This is a genomic window from Pseudoclavibacter caeni (assembly GCF_008831125.1).
Lineage (GTDB): Bacteria > Actinomycetota > Actinomycetes > Actinomycetales > Microbacteriaceae > Pseudoclavibacter_A > Pseudoclavibacter_A caeni.
In genome coordinates, this window is record NZ_WBKA01000001.1 from 327,802 (window position 1) to 350,877 (window position 23,076).

General features: G+C 67.7%; 19 protein-coding genes and 1 pseudogene. 9 read left to right on the forward strand and 11 right to left on the reverse strand.

Annotated features, from left to right (window positions below; genetic code table 11):
• The first annotated feature begins 4 nt into the window (after positions 1-4).
• Positions 5-1,417 carry a sugar nucleotide-binding protein gene (locus tag F8O02_RS01545; RefSeq protein WP_158035678.1) on the forward strand — a complete coding sequence of 471 codons (1,413 nt, stop codon included), beginning with the start codon at positions 5-7 and terminating at the stop codon, positions 1,415-1,417.
• 98 nt (positions 1,418-1,515) lie between these two features.
• On the opposite strand, the gene F8O02_RS01550 is transcribed toward F8O02_RS01545, so the two are convergent.
• The 5 genes and pseudogenes from F8O02_RS01550 to F8O02_RS01565 all read right to left on the reverse strand — a co-directional run bounded on the left by F8O02_RS01550 (position 1,516) and on the right by F8O02_RS01565 (position 6,994).
• Positions 1,516-3,849 carry a hypothetical protein gene (locus F8O02_RS01550; RefSeq protein ID WP_158035430.1) on the reverse strand — a complete coding sequence of 778 codons (2,334 nt, stop codon included), beginning with the start codon at positions 3,847-3,849 and terminating at the stop codon, positions 1,516-1,518.
• Positions 3,846-4,412 carry a hypothetical protein gene (locus tag F8O02_RS01555; RefSeq protein WP_158035432.1) on the reverse strand — a complete coding sequence of 189 codons (567 nt, stop codon included), beginning with the start codon at positions 4,410-4,412 and terminating at the stop codon, positions 3,846-3,848. The genes F8O02_RS01550 and F8O02_RS01555 overlap by 4 nt, the downstream gene beginning before the upstream one ends.
• A 453-nt stretch (positions 4,413-4,865) precedes the next feature.
• On the reverse strand, positions 4,866-5,369 hold the full coding sequence (locus F8O02_RS09120; protein WP_225734075.1) for an S-layer homology domain-containing protein: 504 nt from the start codon (positions 5,367-5,369) through the stop codon (positions 4,866-4,868).
• Positions 5,358-6,107, reverse strand: a pseudogene (locus F8O02_RS09125) (ABC transporter ATP-binding protein); the annotation flags it as partial. The gene F8O02_RS09120 and the pseudogene F8O02_RS09125, both read right to left, overlap by 12 nt.
• Positions 6,107-6,994: an ABC transporter permease gene (locus F8O02_RS01565; protein WP_158035435.1), complete on the reverse strand. Its 888-nt coding sequence runs from the start codon at positions 6,992-6,994 to the stop codon at positions 6,107-6,109. The pseudogene F8O02_RS09125 and the gene F8O02_RS01565, both read right to left, overlap by 1 nt.
• A gap of 208 nt (positions 6,995-7,202) precedes the next feature.
• On the opposite strand from F8O02_RS01565, the gene F8O02_RS01570 reads away from it, so the two are divergent.
• Together F8O02_RS01570 and F8O02_RS01575 are read left to right on the forward strand one after the other, a co-directional pair.
• The gene (locus F8O02_RS01570) at positions 7,203-7,931 is read left to right on the forward strand and encodes a glycosyltransferase family 2 protein (protein WP_158035679.1); all 729 of its coding nucleotides are present in this window, start codon (positions 7,203-7,205) and stop codon (positions 7,929-7,931) included.
• Entirely contained in the window at positions 7,928-8,302 is a 375-nt protein-coding gene (locus tag F8O02_RS01575; protein WP_158035437.1) for a DUF2304 domain-containing protein, read from the forward strand. Before F8O02_RS01570 ends, F8O02_RS01575 begins: the two co-directional genes overlap by 4 nt.
• 133 nt (positions 8,303-8,435) lie before the next feature.
• Here the strand turns inward: F8O02_RS01575 and F8O02_RS01580 are convergent, their stop codons facing one another.
• The gene (locus F8O02_RS01580) at positions 8,436-11,936 is read right to left on the reverse strand and encodes a glycosyltransferase (RefSeq protein ID WP_179416232.1); all 3,501 of its coding nucleotides are present in this window, start codon (positions 11,934-11,936) and stop codon (positions 8,436-8,438) included.
• A gap of 93 nt (positions 11,937-12,029) precedes the next feature.
• On the opposite strand from F8O02_RS01580, the gene F8O02_RS01585 reads away from it, so the two are divergent.
• The gene (locus F8O02_RS01585; protein ID WP_158035441.1) at positions 12,030-12,491 is read left to right on the forward strand and encodes a hypothetical protein; all 462 of its coding nucleotides are present in this window, start codon (positions 12,030-12,032) and stop codon (positions 12,489-12,491) included.
• 44 nt (positions 12,492-12,535) lie between these two features.
• Here the strand turns inward: F8O02_RS01585 and F8O02_RS01590 are convergent, their stop codons facing one another.
• Positions 12,536-13,465 (reverse strand): LysR family transcriptional regulator, encoded by a 930-nt coding sequence (locus F8O02_RS01590; RefSeq protein WP_179416231.1) that lies wholly within the window; start codon positions 13,463-13,465, stop codon positions 12,536-12,538.
• A 362-nt stretch (positions 13,466-13,827) separates the two neighbouring features.
• Here F8O02_RS01590 and F8O02_RS01595 point away from each other — a divergent pair, with 362 nt between their 5' ends.
• Genes F8O02_RS01595 through F8O02_RS01615 form a run of 5 tightly spaced genes read left to right on the forward strand, consistent with a single transcriptional unit; the run spans position 13,828 to position 18,997 of the window.
• On the forward strand, positions 13,828-15,153 hold the full coding sequence (locus F8O02_RS01595; RefSeq protein WP_158035444.1) for a flavin-containing monooxygenase: 1,326 nt from the start codon (positions 13,828-13,830) through the stop codon (positions 15,151-15,153).
• Positions 15,150-15,596: a RidA family protein gene (locus tag F8O02_RS01600; protein ID WP_158035446.1), complete on the forward strand. Its 447-nt coding sequence runs from the start codon at positions 15,150-15,152 to the stop codon at positions 15,594-15,596. Before F8O02_RS01595 ends, F8O02_RS01600 begins: the two co-directional genes overlap by 4 nt.
• On the forward strand, positions 15,596-16,270 hold the full coding sequence (locus F8O02_RS01605) for a DUF1028 domain-containing protein (protein WP_158035448.1): 675 nt from the start codon (positions 15,596-15,598) through the stop codon (positions 16,268-16,270). Before F8O02_RS01600 ends, F8O02_RS01605 begins: the two co-directional genes overlap by 1 nt.
• Complete coding sequence (locus F8O02_RS01610) at positions 16,263-17,429, forward strand: amidohydrolase (RefSeq protein ID WP_158035450.1); 1,167 nt, start codon at positions 16,263-16,265, stop codon at positions 17,427-17,429. Before F8O02_RS01605 ends, F8O02_RS01610 begins: the two co-directional genes overlap by 8 nt.
• Entirely contained in the window at positions 17,426-18,997 is a 1,572-nt protein-coding gene (locus tag F8O02_RS01615; protein ID WP_158035452.1) for a GMC family oxidoreductase, read from the forward strand. Before F8O02_RS01610 ends, F8O02_RS01615 begins: the two co-directional genes overlap by 4 nt.
• 139 nt (positions 18,998-19,136) lie before the next feature.
• Here F8O02_RS01615 and F8O02_RS01620 read toward each other — a convergent pair whose 3' ends face one another.
• From F8O02_RS01620 to F8O02_RS01635, 4 genes are all read right to left on the reverse strand, one after another.
• The gene (locus F8O02_RS01620) at positions 19,137-20,309 is read right to left on the reverse strand and encodes a Rossmann-fold NAD(P)-binding domain-containing protein (protein WP_158035454.1); all 1,173 of its coding nucleotides are present in this window, start codon (positions 20,307-20,309) and stop codon (positions 19,137-19,139) included.
• The gene (locus tag F8O02_RS01625) at positions 20,306-21,088 is read right to left on the reverse strand and encodes an ABC transporter ATP-binding protein (RefSeq protein ID WP_158035456.1); all 783 of its coding nucleotides are present in this window, start codon (positions 21,086-21,088) and stop codon (positions 20,306-20,308) included. Before F8O02_RS01625 ends, F8O02_RS01620 begins: the two co-directional genes overlap by 4 nt.
• Complete coding sequence (locus F8O02_RS01630; RefSeq protein ID WP_158035457.1) at positions 21,085-21,906, reverse strand: ABC transporter permease; 822 nt, start codon at positions 21,904-21,906, stop codon at positions 21,085-21,087. The genes F8O02_RS01625 and F8O02_RS01630 overlap by 4 nt, the downstream gene beginning before the upstream one ends.
• 97 nt (positions 21,907-22,003) lie before the next feature.
• On the reverse strand, positions 22,004-23,017 hold the full coding sequence (locus tag F8O02_RS01635) for an ABC transporter substrate-binding protein (RefSeq protein ID WP_158035459.1): 1,014 nt from the start codon (positions 23,015-23,017) through the stop codon (positions 22,004-22,006).
• Positions 23,018-23,076: the final 59 nt, after the last annotated feature.

Genomic DNA, 23,076 nt, shown 5'->3' on the forward strand with positions numbered 1-23,076 from the left:
CAGCATGGATGACATCGTCTACGAGCGGCCGCTGGCCGCCCATGAGACCGCGATCCCGGGGCTGGTGGTCTTCGACCTGCCCGTCCACGGGGACAACCGGGGATGGTTCAAGGAGAACTGGCAGCGGGCGAAGCAGGTGCCTTTGGGACTGCCGGACTTCGGGCCCGTGCAGAACAACGTCTCCTTCAACGAGAAGCGCGGGGTCACCCGCGGCATCCACGCCGAGCCGTGGGACAAGTACATCTCTGTGGCGACCGGGGCGATCTTCGGTGCCTGGGTGGACCTGCGGGAAGGCCCCTCGTTCGGTGCCGTGCACACCCAGACGATCCGCCCCGACCAGGCGATCTTCGTGCCCCGCGGGGTCGGCAACGCCTTCCAGACACTCACCGACCACACCGCCTACACGTACCTGGTCAACGACCACTGGTCCGCCGACAAACTCGACCAGTACTCGTTCGTTAACCTCGCCGACCCGACCCTCGCGATCCCGTGGCCGATCCCACTGGAACAGGCGGAACTGTCCGACAAGGACCGCCACCACCCGTTCCTAGCCGGCGCCCGCCCCGTCACACCCAAGCAGACTGTGATCCTCGGCGGCAACGGCCAGCTCGGCCGGGCCCTCCACGCCGTCTACGGCGACCAGGCTGTGGTTCTCGGCCGGGACGTCGTCGACCTGACCAGCCCCACCATCGCCACCGACTACGACTGGTCGAACGTCGGCGTGATCATCAACGCCGCCGCCCACACCGACGTCGACGGCGCCGAGGCCCCCACCGGCCGCCGGAACGCCTGGCAGACCAACGTCACCGCGATCCGCCAGCTCGCCACCCTCGCCCGTGACCACGGCGCCACCCTCGTGAACATCTCCAGCGACTACGTCTTCGACGGCACCCGCCCCATCCACGACGAGACCGAACCCCCCACACCCCTGGGCGTGTACGGGCAGACGAAAGCCGCCGGCGACCAGATCACCGCGACCCTGCCCGCCCACTACACCATCCGGACCAGCTGGGTCATCGGCGACGGCCACAACTTCGTGACCACCATGGCCTCCCTCGCCCGCCGCGGCATCCGCCCGACCGTCGTCGCCGACCAGATCGGCCGACTCACCTTCACCGACACCCTCGCCCGCGGCATCCGCCACCTCATCGACACCCACGCCCCATACGGCACCTACAACCTCACCAACACCGGCCCCGAACACTCCTGGGCCGACATCGCCAAAACCGTCTACGCCGCCCTCGGCGCCAACCCCGACGACGTCACCCCCACCACCACCACCGACTACTACCATGGCAAGACCGGCATCGCCCCACGCCCCCACCACAGCACCCTCGACCTCACCAAAATCCAGAACACCGGTTTCGAGCCCGAGAACGCCGACCAGAAGCTCAAGGAATACCTGTCGCGGCCGTGAAGCATTCCACGGAGGGGAACTCTCCGTGCAGCGCGGCGGCGATGCCACAGGCGTCAGTGTGCGGCCGACGGCTGCAGACTAGGTGTTTCTGGTCCGGCTCAGCTCTGCAATGCAGTCAGCACCTCATCGGAAGTCTTGAGAATCTGCGGCGTCGTACTCCCCGCAGCGGCGTTGACTGCGGCCATCGTCTTCAGCCAGGTGAGGGTCCCGTTCGCGTACAGGTAGACCTCTGGCCCTGACCCTTTGAGGATGGCAGGGGTGCTGGACGGCAGGACCTTGCTGGAGAACATCGCGCAGGCGGATGCCGACAGGGAGAAGGCGTGGAGGCGCGAGGCTCCGGCGGCCGGCAGCCTGAGCAGGCCTGAGGCTGTGGGTGTGTAGACCTCTGTGTCGCATTTGAGCAGGGGGCTGTAGCCGACAAGGTCTTGAACCGGCTGTCGGTTTTCTAAAGGCAGAATCGAGCTGGCGTCCAGCCCGAGCAAGGACGTCGTGCTGAACGAGGGGATGTGCGCTGCGGATCCTTGATCATCGACGAGGAACACCTCAGGGGCCGAATTATTCTTTGCAAGGTAGACCGCCGGGTAGATCGGGCTCCCCATACGGAAGATCTTCGTGACGGGAGTGCTCTTGTCCACCCACGCAGTCACGGGAGTGGCTGTTCCTGCTGCGGAGATGGCAGCGTCCCAAGTGAGGATCCGATGGGCGGTGCCGTCGGCATCGAGAAGATACAGGTCAGGGCTGCCAGCCGTGCCGATGAGGATGCTCTGGCCGCCGAGGGCGGCACCGACTTTGAGCCGAGAGCACTGGGACGTGCTCAGCGTTACAGGTGTCGCGTCGAGTTGTCCCTCATCGATCGCGTGGAGCTCATGACCGGTGAGCAGATAGGGTGTGGAATCGCAGCTCACCGCGAGCGAGGCCGGTTGGCGGTCAATGGGTAGATCTCCGAAAGATATCGTGGTCAGCACCGTCTGAGATGATGCACCAAGGGCGACCCCGGTCTCGAGAGAGCTCAGGTATCGAAGTCGTCCATTGGCGAAGTAGTACACATCACGGCTGTTGGACGTCCGCACCATGTCGCCATCGGCCAAGATTGGATCGCCTAAGGGGAGATCTGGCAGTGTGGGCAGCATGAGTGCAGCTGCTGCATCGGGGTTGAGACGCTGCCAGGCTCCGTTCGACACGACGTGATGCAGTGCCTTGCTTTGGATGCTGTAAACGGCTGGATTATGGAAGGTCCGAACCAGGCCCGAGGCCACCGCGTCCCCCTGTTGGAAGGACTTGAAAATCGCCTCTGAGACGTTCGGCGCCTGGCATGGCAGGCCGAAGTCTGCCATCTGGGTACAAGTGGTGAAATTGTGGCGCCAGCCGCTGGGTGAGAAGAAAGCGATCTCGCCGGTGGCAGAATTCCTTATCAAAGTGGTCTGCAGTGTAGTTCCGTCAACGAAACTGGTGAGATATTCCGAGGATACACGGGTGAGCTGGCCGAAGCGCTGATATCCGTACAGGACGTCCATCGTCGAGATGTAATATTTCGTGCCCGCGCTGAGGAAGAACACGCGATTTGTCCCGGACTCCTGCACGAGAGGAGAAGGAGGCGTTATCGGATTCCCGAACCAGTCGCTGTAATACAGGAAGAAATTGCGGTTGCCGTAGCTGGAGCATCCGTCGCCAAGACCGTACCCTGCGGCCTTCGCCGCATTGTTCGGCTGGTACGGTGTGTAGTTGTACAGCGATGCGGTGGCCTGGTTGCGGATGTAGACGGTGGACCCGCCACAGGCGGCATCCGGGTTCCACTGGATGTAGTTGTTCTGCCCGGCACGGTACCGGTACCAGCTCGGGTGTGCGGCGTAGACCCTGAACTGGCGGGCCGCGTTGTAGATCTGGTTGAACAGGCCGAAGTACTGGGCGTCGCAGGCGGCGCCGTCGGGGCATCCGTAGCCCATCGCCGTCGTGTACCGCCAGGAGCTGGGGAAGGCGTGGTCGACGAGCGCGTTCTCCTTCTGCAGAGTCACCAGCAGCACCTTCTGGCTGATGCCGCAGCTGCGGGCCACACCGTCGATGATCTGCGCCGCCGACTGCCAGGCGCTGTTGTAGCCCCTGCAGTAGGCGTCCGCGCTCTTCTGCGTCGTCTGCGTCCAGTAGTCCTTGAGACAGGTGATGTCGTTCGGGTTGTTGTCCCACTCCGGATGACAGGTCGGCACGTGGGCGTTCAGGAACGCCTGCACGCTGTTCGCGTCCATGCTGTTCGAGTCGTAGAAGTTCGAGTCGCTGATGATGTACCCGGCGTCGAAGTCCCAGCCGCTGGCGGCCTCAGCCTTCGAGACATCACCCGCGGGGATCGCGGCGAGGCCGATGGCGCCCAGCAGTGTCGTGGCGACGATCGCCAGCGGCCGGGTCAGATGTGCGAGCAGCCGGGGGATGCTGCCGGTCATGAGATCGAGACCTCCTGCGGAGTGGAACTGCCGGAATACCCCTGTGAGGAGTACGAGAGCACGAGCCGCCACCCGTCACCGGTGAGCCGGCTGTCGCTGATGGCGAGGCCGTCGCCGCAGTCGGTGCCGCTGGGGCCAGCCTGCCCGGCGCCGGTCGCCTGGAGCTGGATGTCACCGCGAGTGAGCGTGAGCGTGCAGGTGCCGCCCTCCTCGACGACGCCTTGCACGAACCCCCCGGCCTCGAACGGGTCGGTGCCGCCCCATCGGGTGATGATCACCGTCGCCTGCAGTCGGCCGTCGTCGGCCGGCACGGAGGGCGTGGGATCCGGAGTGTCGCGGGCGACGCCATCGCCGGGGTCGTTTGCAGCGGCATCGGCGGGGGGCGGAGCGCTCTCGCTCTCCGGTGTGGAGGTCGTGGCCGAAGGTGAGGCGGATGGTGCGGCCGTCGTGGCCGAATCGTCCGGAGCAGCGGGATCCCCGGAGGCACAGCCGGCCAGCGCGACAGCAATGCCGAGCAGCGTCGCGGTGGAGCTCAGGGAGTGACGAGGGCGTCGGATGGGCATACCGTCAGTCTAGAAGCCGCAGTATGGTCAGTCGAACCCGCCGCCGCACTGGTCGATGCGGTAGAGCGTCGACGTGCCGTCAGAGAGAACGGGGGGTGAAGCGTCCTGCATCAGCCGCTGCGTGCACGCCTGCGAATCTGTTCCCAGACGGGTCGCCCCCGTCGAACTGGCCGGCGGATATCACCACGTAGCGCACGCGCAGGCGGTCGAGGGCTGCGCAGAGCTGCTCGCCGGATGCTCCTCAGACGAACTCGAGTGCATCTGAGACGAAGAGCTGGACGCTGCAGCGGAATCACTCTCCGGTACCGGCGTACCGGAGCAGCCCGCGAGCAGCGCCACGCTGACCAAGGGCGAGGCGATCAAGGCGAGTGGCCGGTGGACACGTATGACGGGGGGCATGACCATCAGTGTAAAGGGCTGCCTCTGGTCCTGTGCCTGGCTGTTGTTCGGCGGTCAGATAGAGCGGATGGGCGGCGAGCCTGCGTAACGGTAGAAGGCCTCAGCCATCTCGGCGCGGGTGACATGCGGTTCATCGTCATGGAAGAGCGCACGGGCGACGGCGTCGCCCCGCTGCCCGCCGAAGGCGTGGAGAATGGCGCGGAATTCCTGCCTGGTCAACGGAGCCTGAGGTCGGAACCGGCTGGACACGTTCAAGGCGCTCGGCAGGCGGGCAGCCGCCCATCGGATCGCGGACTCGAACGGAGCCTCAGCGGGGACGTCTGAGAAAGAGATCGCAGATTCGTCAGCCTGAATCGGGATGCGCCCGTAGCCCTTCTGCGCCAGACGCTGAAGGAATGCGGCGATCGCTTCACGCGAGAGCTGGTTGTCTGGGCGGAATTCTCGAGTCCCACCCGGCATCGCCCATCCGGTGGTTATCCCCTTGCGGCTGAGCCAGACGATCGCATCGTGCTGAGGGTGGTCTTCTGGTACATCGGCGAAGGTGACCTGTCTGAGCACCTCGACCGCTCCCTCGATCGGGCCGTCGAACACCACCTGCCCATGCGACATGACGATGCCGCGCTGGCAGATGCGCTGCACTGTCTCGAGATCGTGGCTCACCACCATGAGTGTCTTGCCCTGCTGCTGGAGCTCTTGGATCTTCGCGAAACACTTCTTCTGGAACGGCTCGTCGCCGACGGAGAGCACCTCGTCGACGAGCAGGGTGTCCATCTGCGTGTGGATCGCCACGGCGAAGGCGAGGCGCACGAACATGCCCGAGGAGTAGTGCTTCACCTCGGTGTCGATGAACTGGCCGATCTCCGAGAACGCGACGATGTCGTCGAACCGGGCCTCGGTCTCCTCCCGGCTCATGCCGAGGATCGCGGCGTTGAGGAAGACGTTCTCGCGGCCGCTGAGATCGGGATGGAAGCCGGCGCCGACCTCGATGAGGCCGGCCACGCGCCCACGGGTGAGCACCTGCCCCTTCGTGGGCAGCAGCACACCGCTGACGAGCTTGAGCGAGGTGGACTTGCCCGAGCCGTTGAGACCGAGCAGTGCCACCGACTCGCCCTCGTCGATCGTGAACGACACGTCGTCGAGCGCAAGGAAATCAGCGCTGATCGGCTTGTGCTTGATCCGCGCCATCGCCGTCTCCTTCATGGAGTGCGTGTGGCGCAGGTGGAACTCCTTGGTCACGTGATCGAGGACGATCGCGGGGCGGGAGGCGGGGTGCTGAGTGAGAGAGGTCGTCGACATCACAGGTCCTGGGCGAAGTTCTTCTCGAGACGGCGGAAGACGAGCTGGCCGATCAGCAGGAACACGAACGAGATCGCGAGCCCGTAGACGGCGTACTGCATGACATGTGGGCCGACGAAGGAGGCGATGTGCTCCGGCGAGGCATCGGACTGCGTCGGAGCCCAGAACCCGAAGTGGAAGAGGTTCACCGCCGCGGTGATGGGGTTCAGCTGGTAGGTGAAGAAGACGGTCGGCGAGGTCGTCGTCTGCACGAGCGGCAGGTTGTACAGCACCGGCGACAGCCACGTGGTGAACATCAGGATCATCTCGACGACGCTCTCGGCGTCGCGCAAGCTCACGTCGATCGAGCCGAACAGCAGGGCGAGCCCGAGGGCGAGCACGAAGACGATCATGATCGCCAGCAGGATCGCCAGCAGCTGGCTGGCGTTCGGGTGCCACCCGAAGAACAGACACACGATGAGCAGCACGACGACCTGCGGCAGGAAGTTCACCAGGGCGATGAAGCCGGAGGAGACCGGGAAGAGCTCCCGCGGCAGGTAGATCTTCTTGATCAGCGCCGCGTTGTCCACGAGCGACCGGGTGCCGTTGCCGAAGAACTCGTTGAAGAAGTTGATCAGCACGAGGCCCGAGAACAGGTAGATCGCAAAGTTCTCCATGCCGCGGTTGAGGCCCAGGAACTGGCCCATTGCCACGTAGTAGACGATGAACTGCGCGGTGGGCTTGATGAACGACCAGAACCAGCCGAGCACGGAGCCGCGGTAGCGGATCTGCACGTCTTTGCGCACGAGCAGCCGCAGCAGATAGCGGCGGTGGAACACATCGAGCAGGCCATGGCCCCGTCCGGGTCGGGTCATGCCCGCGGTGAGATCTGCGGACAAAACGCACATCCTTCGGTCTTGTGAAGCGGGCATGAAAGCCCGGCTGCTGCAGCAGCTCAGTCTAGCCGACATCTAGAATCATGCGTGCGAGCAATCGCGGGCATGGCTGTCGTGGCCGCACCTGACATGGGGGAGTACGTAGCCTTGCAAAATCTGCAGCGTCGGTTGCTGCCGAGAGGTCGAGAGGACGGCATTGGGATCAAACCCGCTGGTGATCATGCCCGCCTGGAACGAGTCGGCGGTGATCGGAGCGTTCTTGGCTGAGCTGCGCGAGCACGGCCCGGTCTGCGACGTGCTCGTTGTCGACGATGGGTCGAGTGATGACACCGCGGCGATCGCGGAGCAGGCCGGCGTGCAGGTGCTGCGCATGCCGTTCAACATGGGTGTCGGCGCGGCGATGCGTGCGGGGTTCACATACGCGCAGCGGATGGGGTACCAGCGGGCGGTGCAGGTCGACGCCGATGGGCAGCACGATCCGGCGCAGATTCCGCTGCTGCTCGACCGGCTCGACGCCGGCGACGTCGACATCGTGATCGGCGCGCGATTCGCTGACGCCGGCGACTACGAGGTCCGGGGGCCTCGTCGCTGGGCCATGTGGGTGCTCGCTCGCGTGCTCAGTCGAGTCACTGGTGTGCGGCTCACCGATGCCACATCGGGGTTCCGTGCTGCGAACCGCCGGGCCATTGAGCAGTACGTGCGACAGTACCCGGCAGAGTACTTGGGTGACACCGTCGACTCGCTCGTCGCTGCGGCTCGTTCCGGCTGCCGGGTGGCGCAGGTGCCTGTGGCGATGCGTGAACGTAAGGGTGGTAAGCCGAGCCATTCTCCCTTCGCGGCGGCCTGGTCGCTGGGGCGCTCGGCGATCGCCCTCAGCTTCGCACTCATCCGCACGCGTGACGGCTCCCCGGTGACCGGGGTCCCCATCAAGACGGCGAGGCCACGATGAGATATCTTGCCCTGATCTTCTTCATCGTCGCCTTTGTCGGCATCGTGCAGCTTGTGCGCCATCGACAGCTCAGGGAGAAGTACGCGATCCTCTGGATCGTGCTCTCCCTCGCCACGATCGTGCTGCTGCTGTTCCCCGGCATCCTCTGGTGGGCATCCGAGGTCGTCGGTGTGCAGGTGCCGGCCAACCTGCTCTTCGCGATCACCCTCGCGCTGCTCGCCGGGATCTCAGTGCACCTCTCGTGGGAGGCGTCGCGCAGCGAGGAACGTGTTCGTCGCCTCGCCGAGGAGGCGGCGCTGTTGCGGCTGGAGGTCGAGAGGCTTGAGCGGGTGCAGGCGGGGGAGAAAGAGCACGGCGCGGAAGGGCACTGACTGATTCATCTCTGCAAGCCCATGGTCATGCCCGCGAGGACGTTCTTACCGCCACTGTCCAAGGCGACTGCGCATCTGTTGCAAGGAGAACCAGACGAGTGCGAAGTGCTCTGCCAAGTCCCATCTATGCCAGTCAGCGGTCGAGACGAAGGCCACTGAGGTCCTCGATCCACGTGGTGCGGGCGTCGATCTCGGCGGTGAGGTCGGGGAGCGCGGTCTCCGGGCGGTTGAGGAATTCGTCAATCGATGGCAGCTGGAACAGCTTGGCCTTCTGCGCGAAATAATCGGAGGCGTTGACCAGATAGGCCGGTACACCGAGGAAGGTGAGCATCAGCGCGGTGTGGTAGCTGGCGCTGAAACCGGCGGTGAGCCCACGCAGGGCGGTGAGCTCCTCGGGCAGGCCGTCGCCGGGGGTCGATCGGAGTGCGGCCTTGGCGATGCTGATCACTCGGAAGGTGATGAACGGAAAGCGCTCCCCGAGCGCGGCGGCCGTGTCCAAGGTGTCCTGGACCTCAACGCGTGCGTCCTCGTACGCGTGCAGCAGGATCACCTCGTCGGGCTGCTGCGCGGCGATGTGGTCGAGCACGTCCCCCCAGCGCGACAGTGCTGCCGGGCCGCCGGCGTAACCCGAGGAGTTCATGTGCACCGCGTAGCGCACGCCGTGCGCGGCGGGAAGCGCCCGGGGAACGCGGGCACCAGACCAGTCCTGGAGCATCTCGGTGAGGTCGTCGAAGGTATACCGGGCCAGTGACCCCAGCCCGTGCTCGCGGGCCACGTCCAGAGAAGCGCGGTCGCGGAACCCGATCATGGTCGCGGGCAGCCCGTCATCGATCAAGCGGCGGAGGCCGGCAGCCCCGTGTCTGTCGATCTGCAGTCCGGACATCACCACTCGGGTAGTGCGCCAGGCTCGGGAGGCCTCCTCGATGATGGAGAGATGCGAATCGCCCCACATGCGATTGAGATACCCGCCGCCGACGACATGCAGCAGTGGCGTGTCGGCCCGCGCCAGATCAGACTCGTCGAGCTGCACGGTGCTGTCGTCCGCCAGCGCGCGCAGAGCCGCCGGCGCAGCAGACCGTTCCGCGAAAAAGACGATGTTCGGCGTGTACCAGGCGCGCAGCCGGGCGGCACGCCCTGCGCGGCCGCTGAACGCGGGGAGCAGCAGCACCGGCTGGGCGTCATCTCGGGAGTCCCAGTAACCGAGGACGTTCTTGTTCTGGAGGATGTCGCCGAAGTTCGAGTGTCCGTTCGACCCGGTGTACAGCAGGGTGATCGGGCGGCCTGAACGCAGCAGCGCACGCGTTGCCCTGTCCGTGAAGAAGGTGAGTGGGTGCTCGTCGGCCTCGATATGTGCGGGTAGGTGCGCCGGAAGATACCCGGGCAGCTCCTTCAGAGCGGCCTCGAACGCCTGCGGAGAGAACTGGTCGGCGACGAACTCGGCGGCCGTGCGGATGCGGCGGCGCGCATCGGCGGGATCAGCGATGACCTGTGCGAGGGCCTCGGCCAGCGCGTCCACGGTCGCCCGCTCGTTGACCACGTTCTCGACCTGCACGATGGGCACGGGATAGCCGGTCGATTCGTCGAGCACCTCGATCACCCCGCCGACCGCGGTGGCGACGATGACCAGCCCGTTCGCCATGCCCTCGAGCATTGTGTTGGGCACACCTTCCCAGTCGGAGGTCATGAGCAGCAGATCGAATCGATCTGGCGACACAGCTCGAAGGTCTCCTCGGTAGGCCGGGTGCAGCACGGCTCCCAGCCGGGTCAGTCGGGCGCAGGTCTGCTCCAGGTCGTCGGCGTCGCCGATCACCGGCTCCCCATAGACGTCGAGGGTCACTGGAAGCGAGCGTGCTCGCAGCGTCTCGAGCAGTGCGGCGAGCCGGTCCAGGCGCTTCTGATGATCGAGCCGGCCGCACCAGAGCATCCGCAGGGGACGACTGGCATCGAAACGGTCGGGTAGTGGCTGGTGCGGGGCGCCGGCCACCGCCTGATGATGCACGTTGAATGCATCACGAGGGGCGCCTGTCTCCTCAACCATGCGGTGCACGAACGAGAGATTGTCGGTCAGCACGCGGGTGACGTGCGTGTAGAAGTCCCGTGACCGGTTGTACAGGAACGACCACGTCGCTCCGTTCGCCAAGCGGTCGATGACGTAGGTCGACAGGAAGATCCTCGTGTGAGCGGCGATCTGCCGCCCGAAACGGTCGACGGCGTCATATCCCACAGTCGAGTTGATCACGTGCAGGGTGCCGGGGCGCAGCTGTGCGAGCAGCATCCCGATGACCTTTGTGGCAAACTGGGGGAGCAGAAGATCCCGGCCGAGCTCATGGACGACCACGTCGTCCGGGAGCGCATCGAGCCGTGTGGACGGCGTCGGCTCCGTGGTGATGACCGCGATGGAGGCGTCTGGGCGCAGTCGGCGGGCCGCGGTGATGTAATGCACGGCCAGCCGATCGGCGCCGCCGGTGCCGATCCAAGGCACGATGTACAGCAGATCGATCCGCTGGGGCAGTGTTGCGATGGCTCGCCAGTAGGCTCTGCGGTCGGGGAGCATGAACGCGTCCCAGTCGGTGCCCCAGACGTGGTACGACCGCAGATTCTCCATCGACGGATAGGGAACGAGCGGCTGCAGTTCATGCGCTTCGGCCCATTGGTCGCGCGGCACCGCGGCGACGGCGTCGGGAAGCGGATCAGGGCCGGCCGGCTGGGACGTTCCACGTCGACGCAGCCGGTCACGGACCGGACGAGCGAGATAGCGTGCGCTTCGCCAGCTCAGGTCGACGAGGCGCGACCGTTCGCGGGCTCGCTGCAGCGCCTGGCGTGCGGGGGTGAGCGGCACGTTCTGAGCCGGATCGGCCGGGGCGAGCAGTGCATCAAGCCGCTCGATCTCGCTGGTAGCGACATCGGTCGAGGTCATCAGTGCGTTCCGGGGGAGCAAGCTGTCGCCATGTGCGCTCGCCAGCGACCCGCCCCGAGCCCAGTAAAACAAGGTCGTGCCCTCGGCGACGAGATGGGGAACGTCAGCGGCGACCGTCGTGCAGTTCCAAGCCCAGTCCTCAGGGCCGAACCCCTGTTGCGGCCGGCATTCCGGGTAGGGGAAGCGCTCGAAGACTTCGCGTGACGCGAGGCAGAAGGCATCCCATGGGTTCACCCAGTTCAGAGCGCCCGGATGGAAGTCCTCCGAGCCGGAAGCCATCAGAGGCCAGCACTCGCGGCGGCCGTCGAAGGTGATGATCGTCTCGGGATGGATGATCGCCGGCCCGTGGCGGGAACGGAGCAGCTGCCATGCTGATGTCAGCCAGTTGCGTGAGGGGAGGTTGTCCGCATCGAGCACGCCGATGAATGCGGCGTCGGTGGCTGCGATGCCCGCGTTTCGGGCGAGGCCGAGATCGCCGTGTCGGACGGGGAGCACCCGCACACGGTCCGCCTTGTGCAGCACACCACGTTCCAGCAGCGCTGACACCGTCTCCTCAGTCGCCTGATCGGCGCAGTCCTCGACGATCACGACCTCGGCGTGCACACCGTCAGCACTGGCCGTGGCCAGGGCCCGGGCGAGCGCGCGGAAGGTCGGGGTCATGAGGCGACCTTCGGCATGCACGGTGATGATGACGGCGAGGTCTTGGGGCTTAGACATGATGTCATGGTACTCGCGTGGTGTCGTCACTGTTATAGAATTACAGCCAGTCATGTTCTTAAGTGTTCATTAGGAGATGCCCTGCGGGCTTGTATGCGAATTGCCTTTGGGCGGCGCCTTCCTGTCCGGGCTCGTCTGTCTCGCCCTGCAGGTCGTCGATCTGCTGCGCCTCTTCCCGATGAGCATGCTGGGGGACGTCGCGCAACACGCTCCGCGGCGGCCTTCGTCTTCGCGAACACCGTCGTCTACTTCCTCTACCTCGTCGCTTGTGGCCAGTTCTCCACTCGTCTGCTGCTCGTCGGGCGGATCGCCCAGACCCTGCTGCAGTTCGCCGTGCTGATCATCGGCGTGCTGTTGGCCGGGCTCGACGGCGCGATCAACGGGTTCGCCGTCGGCATGCTCATCGCGGCGGCGGTGTGGCTCGCACTGCATGCGGTCGTGGTTCGAGGCGCATCCGCTGCGAGAGCGGTGTCAACGGTCGCCTCGTCGGCCGTGCCCACGTGTAACCCTCAACGCTCAGCTGTGCGAGACCGTGGCATGCCACCTGCCGTGTGAGGTCTGGTGGCGCGGCTGGTCAGCAGGACTGGGCGAACGCCCCCTCAGCGCCGCCCTGATGTCTCGTGCGCGCCCTCGGTGACGACCTCGCGGGCGATGGCGGCAAATGCCCGGGCCTTCGCGGTCATCGGCTCGTCGGCGCGGTAGGCGAGCACCACGTGCAGGGCGCGCACGGGCTCCATGATCGGCACAGCGGCGATCGGCAGCCCTGTGTAGGTCAGCTCGTTGGAGGGCACCTGGTTGAGGATGGTGTAGCCGTGCCCGCCGGCGACCATTCCACGCACGGTCTCGAAGCTCTCGAACTCGAAGGCGATGCGCGGGGTCACCCCGTTGGAGGCGAACGCGTTGAGGAAGTACTCCCGGCTGGCGGGCAGGTTGAGCAGGATGAACGGCTCGTCGGCGAGCTCGTGCAGCGAGATCATCGGCCGCGACGCCAGCGGGTGGTCGGGCGAGACGCCGATGTACGCCGGCCGTTGCTGCAGCGCCTCATAATGCACGGCCGGGTCGCTCGTGATGTCGTAGGTGAGCGCGACGTCGATCCGCCGTTCCTTGAGCGCCGTCAGCGTCTCCGGGCAGTCGAGCTCGGTCACCTGCGCGTGCAGCTGCGGGTGCCGGCCGGCCAGCCGCGCCCAGATGGGCGGCAGGTGGAACGGGGCTAGGGTCTTGAAACAGGCGGTCTTCAGCACCCCGCTCAGGGCATCCGGGCTCACCGAGTCCACGGCGTCGCGGATCGAGGTGAGGATGTGCCGGGCGCGCACTAGCAGCTCCTGACCGTCCGCGGTCAGCTCGAGCCCCTTCGCCCGTCGTCGGATGAACAGCTGCGTGCCGAGTCGGGCCTCGAGCTGGCCGATGGCCGTCGAGACGGCGGACTGCGCGACGAACAGCTCGTCGGCGGCCGCGGTCATACTGCCCTGTTCCGCGGCGTGCACGAAGTAGATCAGCTGCGCGATCGAGATGCCGGGTGTGACGACCATGGAGCCTCCTGCCTGCCAGGGATCGTATGCGGGCGGTGTTGCCATCATGTTTCGCCGTGGTCGCGCCTGAAGCGCATCTGCATCCATGATGCACAGCTTGCGTGATGCTGATGCCCACGGGTTCAGAACGCGCGGTTTTCCGGGGTTGTGTGACCGCATGGTGCCGATCACGTTACAGATGTGTTTCCCCGATGCCGATCGTCGACAACATCTGGATAACTGATGCGCTGCAGCAGCTGTCGTCAATTGCTTGTGCGACGAGCCCGCCCATACATTTGGCCCCAGCCGACGCCGGACGCGTCGCATCGTCACCGTTCCGAGGCCTGCCCCGGAACGGCGCTTACCTCGGGAACGGAGTTGGAATGTCGATTCAGCAGGAGACGGAAGTGCTCGTCGTCGGAGGCGGCCAAGCCGGTGTCGCGATGAGCGAACACCTCACCAGGGCTGGCGTGCCCCACCTCGTGCTCGAGCGGGGCCGCATCGCCGAGCGGTGGCGCACCGGGCGGTGGGACTCCCTGGTCATGAACGGACCGGCCTGGCATGATCGCTTCCCCGGCATGGAACACCTCGACGCCGACCCCGACTCGTTCGTCCCCCATGAGCGAGTCGCCGAGTACTTCGAGGCCTACGCCCGCAAGTTCGACGAGCCGATCGTGTGCGGCGTCGAGGTGACCTCCGTCGAGCGCGACGAGGGCCGCCCGGGCTTCCACGTCGAGACCACGCAGGGCCCCGTCGACGCCAGATACGTCGTCGCGGCGACCGGCCCTTTCCAGGTGCCCTCAGTGCCCCCGATCGTGCCGACGAACGCCCCCGTGCACCAGATGCACTCGAGCGATTACCGCAACCCCGACGAGCTCCCCGCCGGCGGCGTGCTCGTCGTCGGCTCCGGTTCCTCGGGCGTGCAGATCGCCGACGAACTGCACCGTTCCGGGCGCGACGTCTGGCTCGCCGTCAGCGATCACGAGCGGATGCCCCGAACCTACCGCGGCCTCGACTACTGCTGGTGGCTCGGCGTGCTCGGCATCTGGGAGGACCCGACAGCACCGAAGGGCCGCGACGTGCAGCATCCCGCGCTCGCGGTCAGCGGCGCGTACGGCGGGCACACCATCGACTTCCGCGAGCTCGCCGACAGCGGCATCCACCTCGTCGGCCGGGTCGGCGGGTATGAGGACGGCGCGGTGCGCTTCGAGCCCGGTCTGCTGGAGACGATCGAACGCGGTGACGCGGGATACCTGCGTCTGCTCGACCAGGCGGACGCCTTCATCGAGCGCAACGGCATGGACCTGCCGGAGGAGCCCGAGGCACGCGCGTTCGGGTCGATGCCCGCCGAGGTCCTCGACCCCGTCGACCAGCTCGACCTGGCCGCCGCGGGCGTCACGACGATCATCTGGGCCACCGGCTTCCACGTCGACTACAGCTGGATTCACCTCGACATCTTCGACGAGCAGGGGCGCCCCGTCCACGACCATGGCGTCTCCGCCGAGCCCGGCGTGTACTTCCTCGGCCTGCCCTGGTTGTCTGGCAAGGGCTCCAGCTTCATCTGGGGTGTGTGGCACGACGCCAAGTACATCGCCGACCAGATCATGATCCAGCGCAACTACGTCCACTACAGCGACCCCGCAGCCCACCGCGCCACACCCGGCGCGGACGCATCGAACACCAGCACAGAGAGGGTGGCTTCACGATGACCGCACACACACGCATCCGTCCCTTCAACACGAAGGACACCTACCCGGAGCAGCACCTCGACAACGACCTCTGCCAGGCCGTCGTCGCCGGCGGGGTCGTCTGGCTGCGCGGCCAGATCGGCCAGGACCTGGAGACCCGCGAAAACGTGGCCGTCGGCGACGCCCGCGGACAGGCCGAGAAGGCGATGTCGAACATCGCGATGCTGCTCGAAGAGGCTGGCAGCCGGCTCGAGGACATCGTCAAGATCACGATCTATCTGGTTGACATCCGCTACCGCGAGGAGGTCTACCGGGTCGTGGGCCGCTGGCTGAAGGGGGTCTTCCCCGTCTCGACCGGCCTCGTCGTCTCCGCCCTGGCCCGCCCCGAGTGGCTTGTGGAGATCGATGCGACCGCGGTGATCAGCGACCCCGCGGACGACCACGAGGTCACGGCGGAGTCCTGATGACCTTCTCACTCGCCTTGACCGATCCGGCCACCGGGCGACTGGGGATGGCCGTCAGCTCCTCCAGCCCGGCCGTCGCCGCCCGCTGCGTCAACCTGCGAGCCGGGGTCGGCGCCGCCTCCTCGCAGAACGTGACCAATCCCGGGCTCGGGCCGCTCGCTCTCGGCCTGCTCGAGGCGGGCCTCACCCCCGACGAGGTCGCAGCCCGGCTGCCCGAGCATGACGAGCACATCGCCTACCGTCAGGTCACGGTGCTCGACGCGCAGGGCCGCTCGGCCGTGTTCGAGGGGACGGGGACGCTGGGCACGCACGCCTTCGCCCAGGGTCCCGGCGCGGTGGCCGCGGGCAACATGCTCGCCGACCCGACGGTGCCGCAGGCGATGGTGGACGCCGCCCTCGCCAGCACCGCGCCGCAGTTGGAGCAGCGCCTGCTCGCCGGCCTGGCCGCGGGCCTCGCCCGGGGCGGTGAGGCCGGCCCCGTGCGCTCCGCCGGCCTCGCGGTCGTCGCCGACCGCCCCTGGCTGCTGACCGACCTGCGGGTCGACGACGCCGACGAGCCGATCGCCGAGCTTAGCCGGCTGCTCGAGCTCTGGCTGCCACAGCGTGACGACTACGCCGTGCGTGCGGTGCACCCGGAGGCCGCACCGAGCTACGGGGTGCCCGGCGATGAGTGACCACACGGCGCCGTGCTCCCACGAGAGCCTGCGCGACCGGGTGCGCGACGCCGTGCGCGTCCTCTCCCCACGGCTTGTCGCCGTGCGGGACGCCCTGTACGCCCACCCCGAGACGAAATGGGAGGAACACGACTCCGCGGCCCTGCTGGTCCGGGAACTCGAGCGCGGCGGCTTCGCCGTCACCACCGGGGTCGCCGGCCTGCCCACCGCGTTCGTCGGCACGGCGGGCCACGGCCCGATGCGGGTCGGGATCGTCCTCGAATACGACGCCCTGCCCGGCCTCGGCCACGCCTGCGGGCACGACATCATCGCCGCAGCCGGCCTCGGCGCGGCACTCGCTCTCGCCACGGTCGCCGACGACCTCGGCATCACCGTCGAGGCCATCGGCGCGCCAGCCGAGGAGGGCGGCGGCGGCAAGATCCTGATGCTCGACGCCGGCGTGTTCGACGGGCTCGAGCTGGCCATGATGATCCACCCCGGCCCCGTCGACGCGGGCTGGGCCAGGCCTCTCGCGGTCGCCCATCTCGACGTGCGGTTCACCGGGCACGAGTCGCATGCGGCGGCCTACCCGGAGGAGGGCGTCAACGCGAGCGACGCGATGATCATCGCCCAGGTCGCCATCGGGATGCTCCGCCAGCAGTTGCCCGACGGCGTGCGGGTGCATGGCGTCGTGACGGAGGCCGGCACGGCCCCGAACGCCATCCCCGCGACGGCCGTGGGCCACTGGTACGTCCGCGCCCGCACGTTGGAGGAGCTCGACGCGCTGTTCCCCCGGGTCATCCACTGCTTCGAGGCGGGCGCGCTCGCCACCGGATGCCGGTTCACATTCGAGGAGACGAGCCCCAGATACAGCGAGTTCCGCAACGACGAGCGGCTGCTGCGCCACTTCGCCGCCGAGGCGCGGGCGGCCGGCCGCGACCTCGATCTCGAGGAGCGTCGTCCCGGCGGCATGAACACCGCCTCCACCGACATGGGCAACGTCTCCCGCCGCATCCGGGCGATCCACCCGTATCTCGGCATCGATTCGCTGCCGGCGGTCAACCACCAGGCGGCCTTCGCCGACGCGACCATCACCCCCGCCGGCACACGGGCCGTGATCGACGGGGCGCTGCTCATGGCGCTGACCGTCATCGACGACAGAGAGGACACCCGCGCATGACCACCATCACGACCGCTGCGGACACGGAGGTGTTCGACCACCTCGTGATCGGCGGCGGGACGGCCGGCTGCATCGTCGCTGCCCGCCTGGCCGACCGCCCCGGGCATCCCCGCGTCGCGCTCGTCGAATGGGGCCCGGACGACGCCGCCGAGCCCCGGGCCCAGACGATCCGCCGCTGGGACGAGATGGTCGACAGCGAGTACGCCGTCCAGCACCACAGCGTGCCCCAGACACGTGGCAACAGCCATATCGACCACACCCGTCTGCACATCCTCGGCGGCTGCTCGACGGCCAACACGATGATCTCGTGGCTGCCGTTCCGCGGCGACCTGCTGGAGTGGGAGCGCCGCGGCGCGGACGGCTGGGGGCCGGACGACCTGCTGCCGTACGCGAGCCGGCTGCGCACGCGGATCTCCGTCATCCCGCCCACAGACCAGAACCCGAGGCTCGCGCGGGTGATCGACGCCGCAACCGCCGCCCTCGACCTCGAGCGGGTCATCGAGTGGAACGACCACGACTACCGGCCCGGTGCCGGGTTCTTCGAGATCGGGTACATCCCCGAGACGAACCAGCGCTCGAGCGGCTCGAACGCCTACCGAGACCTGCTCACCCGGGCGAGCCTGCGCGGCGACCTCACCCTGCTCACCGGCCACCGCGCGCTGCGACTGACCATGACCGACGCGACGGTCACCGGCGCGGTGATCGCCGACGCGGACGGGGCCGAGTGGTGCATCCGCGCCCGCACCACGGTGCTCGCCGCCGGCGCCTTCGAGACCCCGCGCCTGCTGATGCTCTCCGGCATCGGCGACCCGGACGTGCTGCGCGCCGCCGGTGTGCCCGTGCGCGTGCCGCTGCACGGCGTGGGCCGGGGGCTGCAGGATCACGCCGAGGGCATCGTCGTGTGGGAGACGCGCGGCCCGGTCGAGGCGCCCAGCGCGACCGGATGGGACGCGGGCTACCTGTGGGGCGACGACCACGCCGACGACCCCGCGCTGGCGGACCTGCCGCCGGTGCCGCAGGTCGCCACGCACATCCCCCGCGAACCCTGGGTCGAGCAGCTCCTCCGCGCCGGCGTCGCCCTGCCGGAGCACATCGCCGGCGTCGCCCCGAACGTGGCGCGCCCGCGCAGCCGCGGGCGCGTGTGGATCGACTCGGCCGACCCCGACGCCGAGCTGCGGATCGACTTCCGGTACTTTACCGACCCAGACGGCCATGACGAGCAGGTGCTCGTCCAGGGCGTGCGCAACGCCCGTCAGGTGGCCCGAGCCGACCCGTTCGCCGCCGAGATCGTGCGCGAGGTGTTCCCCGGGCCCGATGTCGTCTCGGACGCCGACCTCTCGGCCGCCGAGCGTGCGGTGCACCAGACCGTCTACCATCCCTGCGGCACCTGCCGGATCGGCGCCGACGACGATGCCGACAGCGTGCTCGACTCATCGCTGCGGGTGCGCGGCACCACCGGTCTGTGGGTCGCTGACGCCTCTGCGTTCCCGACGATCACGTCGATCAACCCTGTGATCACGATCATGCTGCTCGCGGAGCGCGCCGCCGATCTCATCCCGCGTGTCTGAACGCCTTCGCAGCGCCTTCGTGGGGGCGGCCGGGACCCGGCCCCCGCGAAGAAGGTCTTCTCGCACTCAACCGGAGGAGACCGAGCCCGCCGGACGGCCGTCCGCAGCCTTCCACAGGCCATCCGTGAAACCGGTGCGGTCAGCGCAGGGCCGCGTGCTCCCAGACCGGAAGAGTGACCCCGAGCCCGAGCTCGCAGGCCCGACGGTAGAGCTCCGTCGCCCAGGCCACGTCCTCGACGGGCAGGCCGCCGGTGCCGAAGAACACCACCGCGTCGTCCGCTCGGCGCACCCCGCCGGTGAGCACGTCGCCCAAGGAGACCGGATGCACCGCCTCCCCGCGGTCGCGTCGCTCGACGAGCTGCACGCCGAAGAGATCGCGGATGGACTCGCGCGGCGCGGGGATCTCGAGCATCCACTGCTCGTACAGGCGCACACTGTCGACGATCGTCACCTGCCCCCAGGCCTCCTCGTCAAGCGCGATGTCGGCGGGCAGGCACACCAGCGCGCCGGGACGCAGCGCCCGGGTGGGCAGCAGGGGCGGCTCGTCGCCGGAGATGGCCACGCTGACGATGTCGGCGTCGGTCACGGCCTCCTCGATCGAGTCGACGGGGACGATCCGGGGCGTCCGCGACGCACCCAGTCGCTCGGCGACGGCGCGGGAGAAACGCTCGACGCCCGCCTGCGAGCGGCCGCGCACCATGATCCGCTCGATGCCGGGCCGGGCGACGAGGTAGGCCTCCGCCGCCGCGATGTTGATGGCGCCGGGGCCGATGATCGCGAGCACCCGGGCCTCCTCGGGGGCGAGCACTCGTGCAGCGACGCCCAGTACCCCGGCGGTGCGGAAGGCGCTCACCAGGTTGCCGGACATGATGCAGCGGGGCACGCCCGTGTCTTTGTCGTGCAGTGCGATCATGTGGATCGAGCGGGGCAGCCCCTTCGCCCGGTTGGCCACGTTCGAGGCGTACCACTTCAGCCCGAGCATGTCGAAGCGGCCGCCCACGTACGCGGGCATCGCCGCGAACCGTCGGTCCGGGCCGTCGAGAGGCATGCCAGGGAATGGGCTGGAGGCGGGGAATCCCATCTCCAGCCCGTGCGAGGAGCCCAGTTCCCCGGCCATCACGCAGTCGCCTGCGGCGAGCAGCCGGAACGTCTCCTCGAGCACATCCATGCAGGCGGCCATGTCCAGCGCGCCGGCGGCGACGAGCGACGGCTCGTCGAGATAGCGGAAGGCCATCGCGGCGCCGTCCCCCGCGCCGGTGCCCTCGGCCGTGCCGGTCGCGCGGCCCGTCGTGGGTTCCTCCCCGCCGGTCACTGGAACTCGCTCAGGATGTCGGCGTACAGCTCGCGGAAGTGATCGCTCATGATGATCTCCTTGCCGCGCGGCCGCGGCAGGTCGATGCGCACCTCGCGCTTGACGGTGCCCGGATGCGACGACATGATCACGACCCGGTCCGAGGTGAACACGGCCTCCTCGATGTCGTGGGTGATGAGCATGACCGTGAGCTTGTGCTGCTCCCAGATACGGGTCAGCAGCTCCTGCATGCTGCGCCGGGTCAGCGCGTCAAGCGCGCCGAACGGCTCGTCCATCAGCAGCACCTTCGGGCGGTACGACAGGGAGCGGGCGAGGGCGACACGCTGCTGCATCCCGCCGGAGAGCTGGCTGGGGAACTTGTCCTCGAAGCCCTCGAGACCCACCAGGTGGAGGTGCTCGTCGGCGATCTCGCGGGCCCGACCGCGGTCGAGCCCGGGCTCGCCGCGCAGCGCGAACAGGACGTTGTCGCGCACGGTCAGCCAGGGCAGCAGCGTGGCCGACTGGAAGACGACCCCTCGGTCGCGGCCTGGCCCGGTGATGGGTGATCCGTTGATCTCGATGACGCCGTCCGAGGCCTCCTCCAGCCCGGCGATCATCGACAGCAGCGTGGACTTGCCACAGCCCGACCGGCCGACGACCGAGACGAACTCCTCACGGTGCAGATCGATCGTGACATCGTGCACGGCGGTGACCTCGCCGAAGTGTTTGGTGACGTTCTCCACGTGCACCACGGACGGGGTGGTCCCGGTGCGCGGCGAGGCGGCGGCGGCGGAGTTCATGAGCGTCCTTTCAGGTAGCGGAACATGCGCCGGCCGATCGCGCGCATGATCTGGTCGAAGACGAGGCCGATGACGCCCAGAACGATCACGTAGCCGATGATCACGTCCGTGGCGAGGAAGCGCTGCGCCTGAGTGATGCGGTAACCCATGCCGCTGGTGGCCGCCACGAGCTCCGCGACGACGAGCCAGGTCCAGGCCCAGCCGAGGCAGACGCGCAGGGCGTCCCACACCCGGGGCATCGCCGCCGGGAGGACGATCCGCAGCAGGATCTGCCCCCGGCTCATGCCCAGGGTGGCCCCGAGGTTCTGGTAGCTCTTGGGCACCTGACGTACCGCGTCGGAGATCATGAGCACCTCCTGGAAGAAGGTGCCGAGCCAGATGATGAGGAACTTCTGCAGGTCGTTCGTGCCGACCCAGAGGATCGTCAGAGGCACGAACGCCACGACCGGCATGTAGCGCACGAAGTCGAGGAACGGCTCGATGAACGCCTCGATGCGGGGGTCGGAGGCGGTGAGGATGCCCAGTGGGATGGCCATGACCGTCGCGACGATGTAGCCGACCATCACCCGGTACGCGCTCACCGCGACATCCGACCACAGCTGACCGTCAGCCGCGCTCTCGACGAGGGCGCCGAGCACCTTGGTGGGTGACGGCAGGAACATCGGTTTGACCAGCCCCGTCGCCGTGATGCCCGCCCACAGCAGCAGCACCACGATGAACGAGAGCACCGCGATCTCGATGTATCCCCGCCGGCTCAGCGGTCTCGGGAAGACGGAGCGCCAGCGCCGTCCTCCTCTGGTCGTCACTGTTCCGGTCATGCGTCCGGTCCTTTCTGTGCCATCGTGGTCATGTCGTTCGTGTTGGGCTCGGTCCGATGCGGGCGTGCGCACGGCGGGGCTGGTCATGCCGGTCGGTTCACTTCACGAAGCGGGTGTCGACCAGGGAGGTGAGATCCTGTTCCTTGTCGATGATGCCGGCGTCGAGCGCGCCCTTCTGCACGTTCGGCAGCACGTTCTCCAGGTAGTCGCCGCCGAGCTGCGTCTTGTTGTCCTCTGCGGTGAAGTACTTCACACCGTCGAACGCCGAGGTCAGGCTCGAGGGGTCGGAGCCGATGTTCTCGGCGATGATCTGCTGGGCCTCCTCGGTGTCGGACTCGTAGAAGTCCACAGCGGGGCCCCAGGCGTTGACGACCTTCTGCACTGCGTCGGGCTTCTCCTCCATGGCCTTCTTCGTCACGAACAGCACGTCGGAGATCAGGCCGGGCTCGTGGTCGGCCGTGTACAGCTTCTTGATGTCGCTGTTCTGGCTGATGGAGTCGGAGATGTACGGCTCGTAGGTGACCGCGGCGTCTACCCGGCCGGCCGACAGCGCGACGGCGGCGTCGGAGGGGGACATCGGCACCGGGGTGACGTCGCTCATGGACATGCCCGCCTCGGTGAGGGCGTGGTCGAGGAGCAGGTTGCTGACCGATCCCTCCTCGAACGCGACCTGTTTGCCCTTCAGATCGGCGATCGAGTCGATGCCCGGGCCGGCGAGCACCGCGTCGGCGGTCATGGAGGTGTCGAGCAGTGTGACGATGTAGCCCTCCTGCCCCTGCTGCAGCCACTGGAGCACGGTGTGCGACGCGGCGTTGGCCACGTCGATGTCGCCGGAGCCGAGCCCCGCGGTGGTGTCGGTCGCGTCGTCGAAGCTCGTCATGTTGACGGTGACGCCCTGGTCGGCGAAGTAGCCCTTCTCCTGGGCGATGTACCAGGGTCCGTAGCCGAGCCAGGGCTCGGTGGACATGTTGATCGTGTCGGTCGCGGAGGTCTGGGCGTCATCGCCGGAGGTGGAGCAGCCGGCGAGAGCGGCCGCGGCTGTGGCGATGCCGATGGCGCCCGCGGCGAGGCGGGTCCAGGTGCGGTGCGGTGAACGAACTCGGGTGAGCATGCGATTCTCCCTCTCTGCGGGGTGGGGCGGCCGGTTCTGTCGGCGCCAGCGGATGCCTC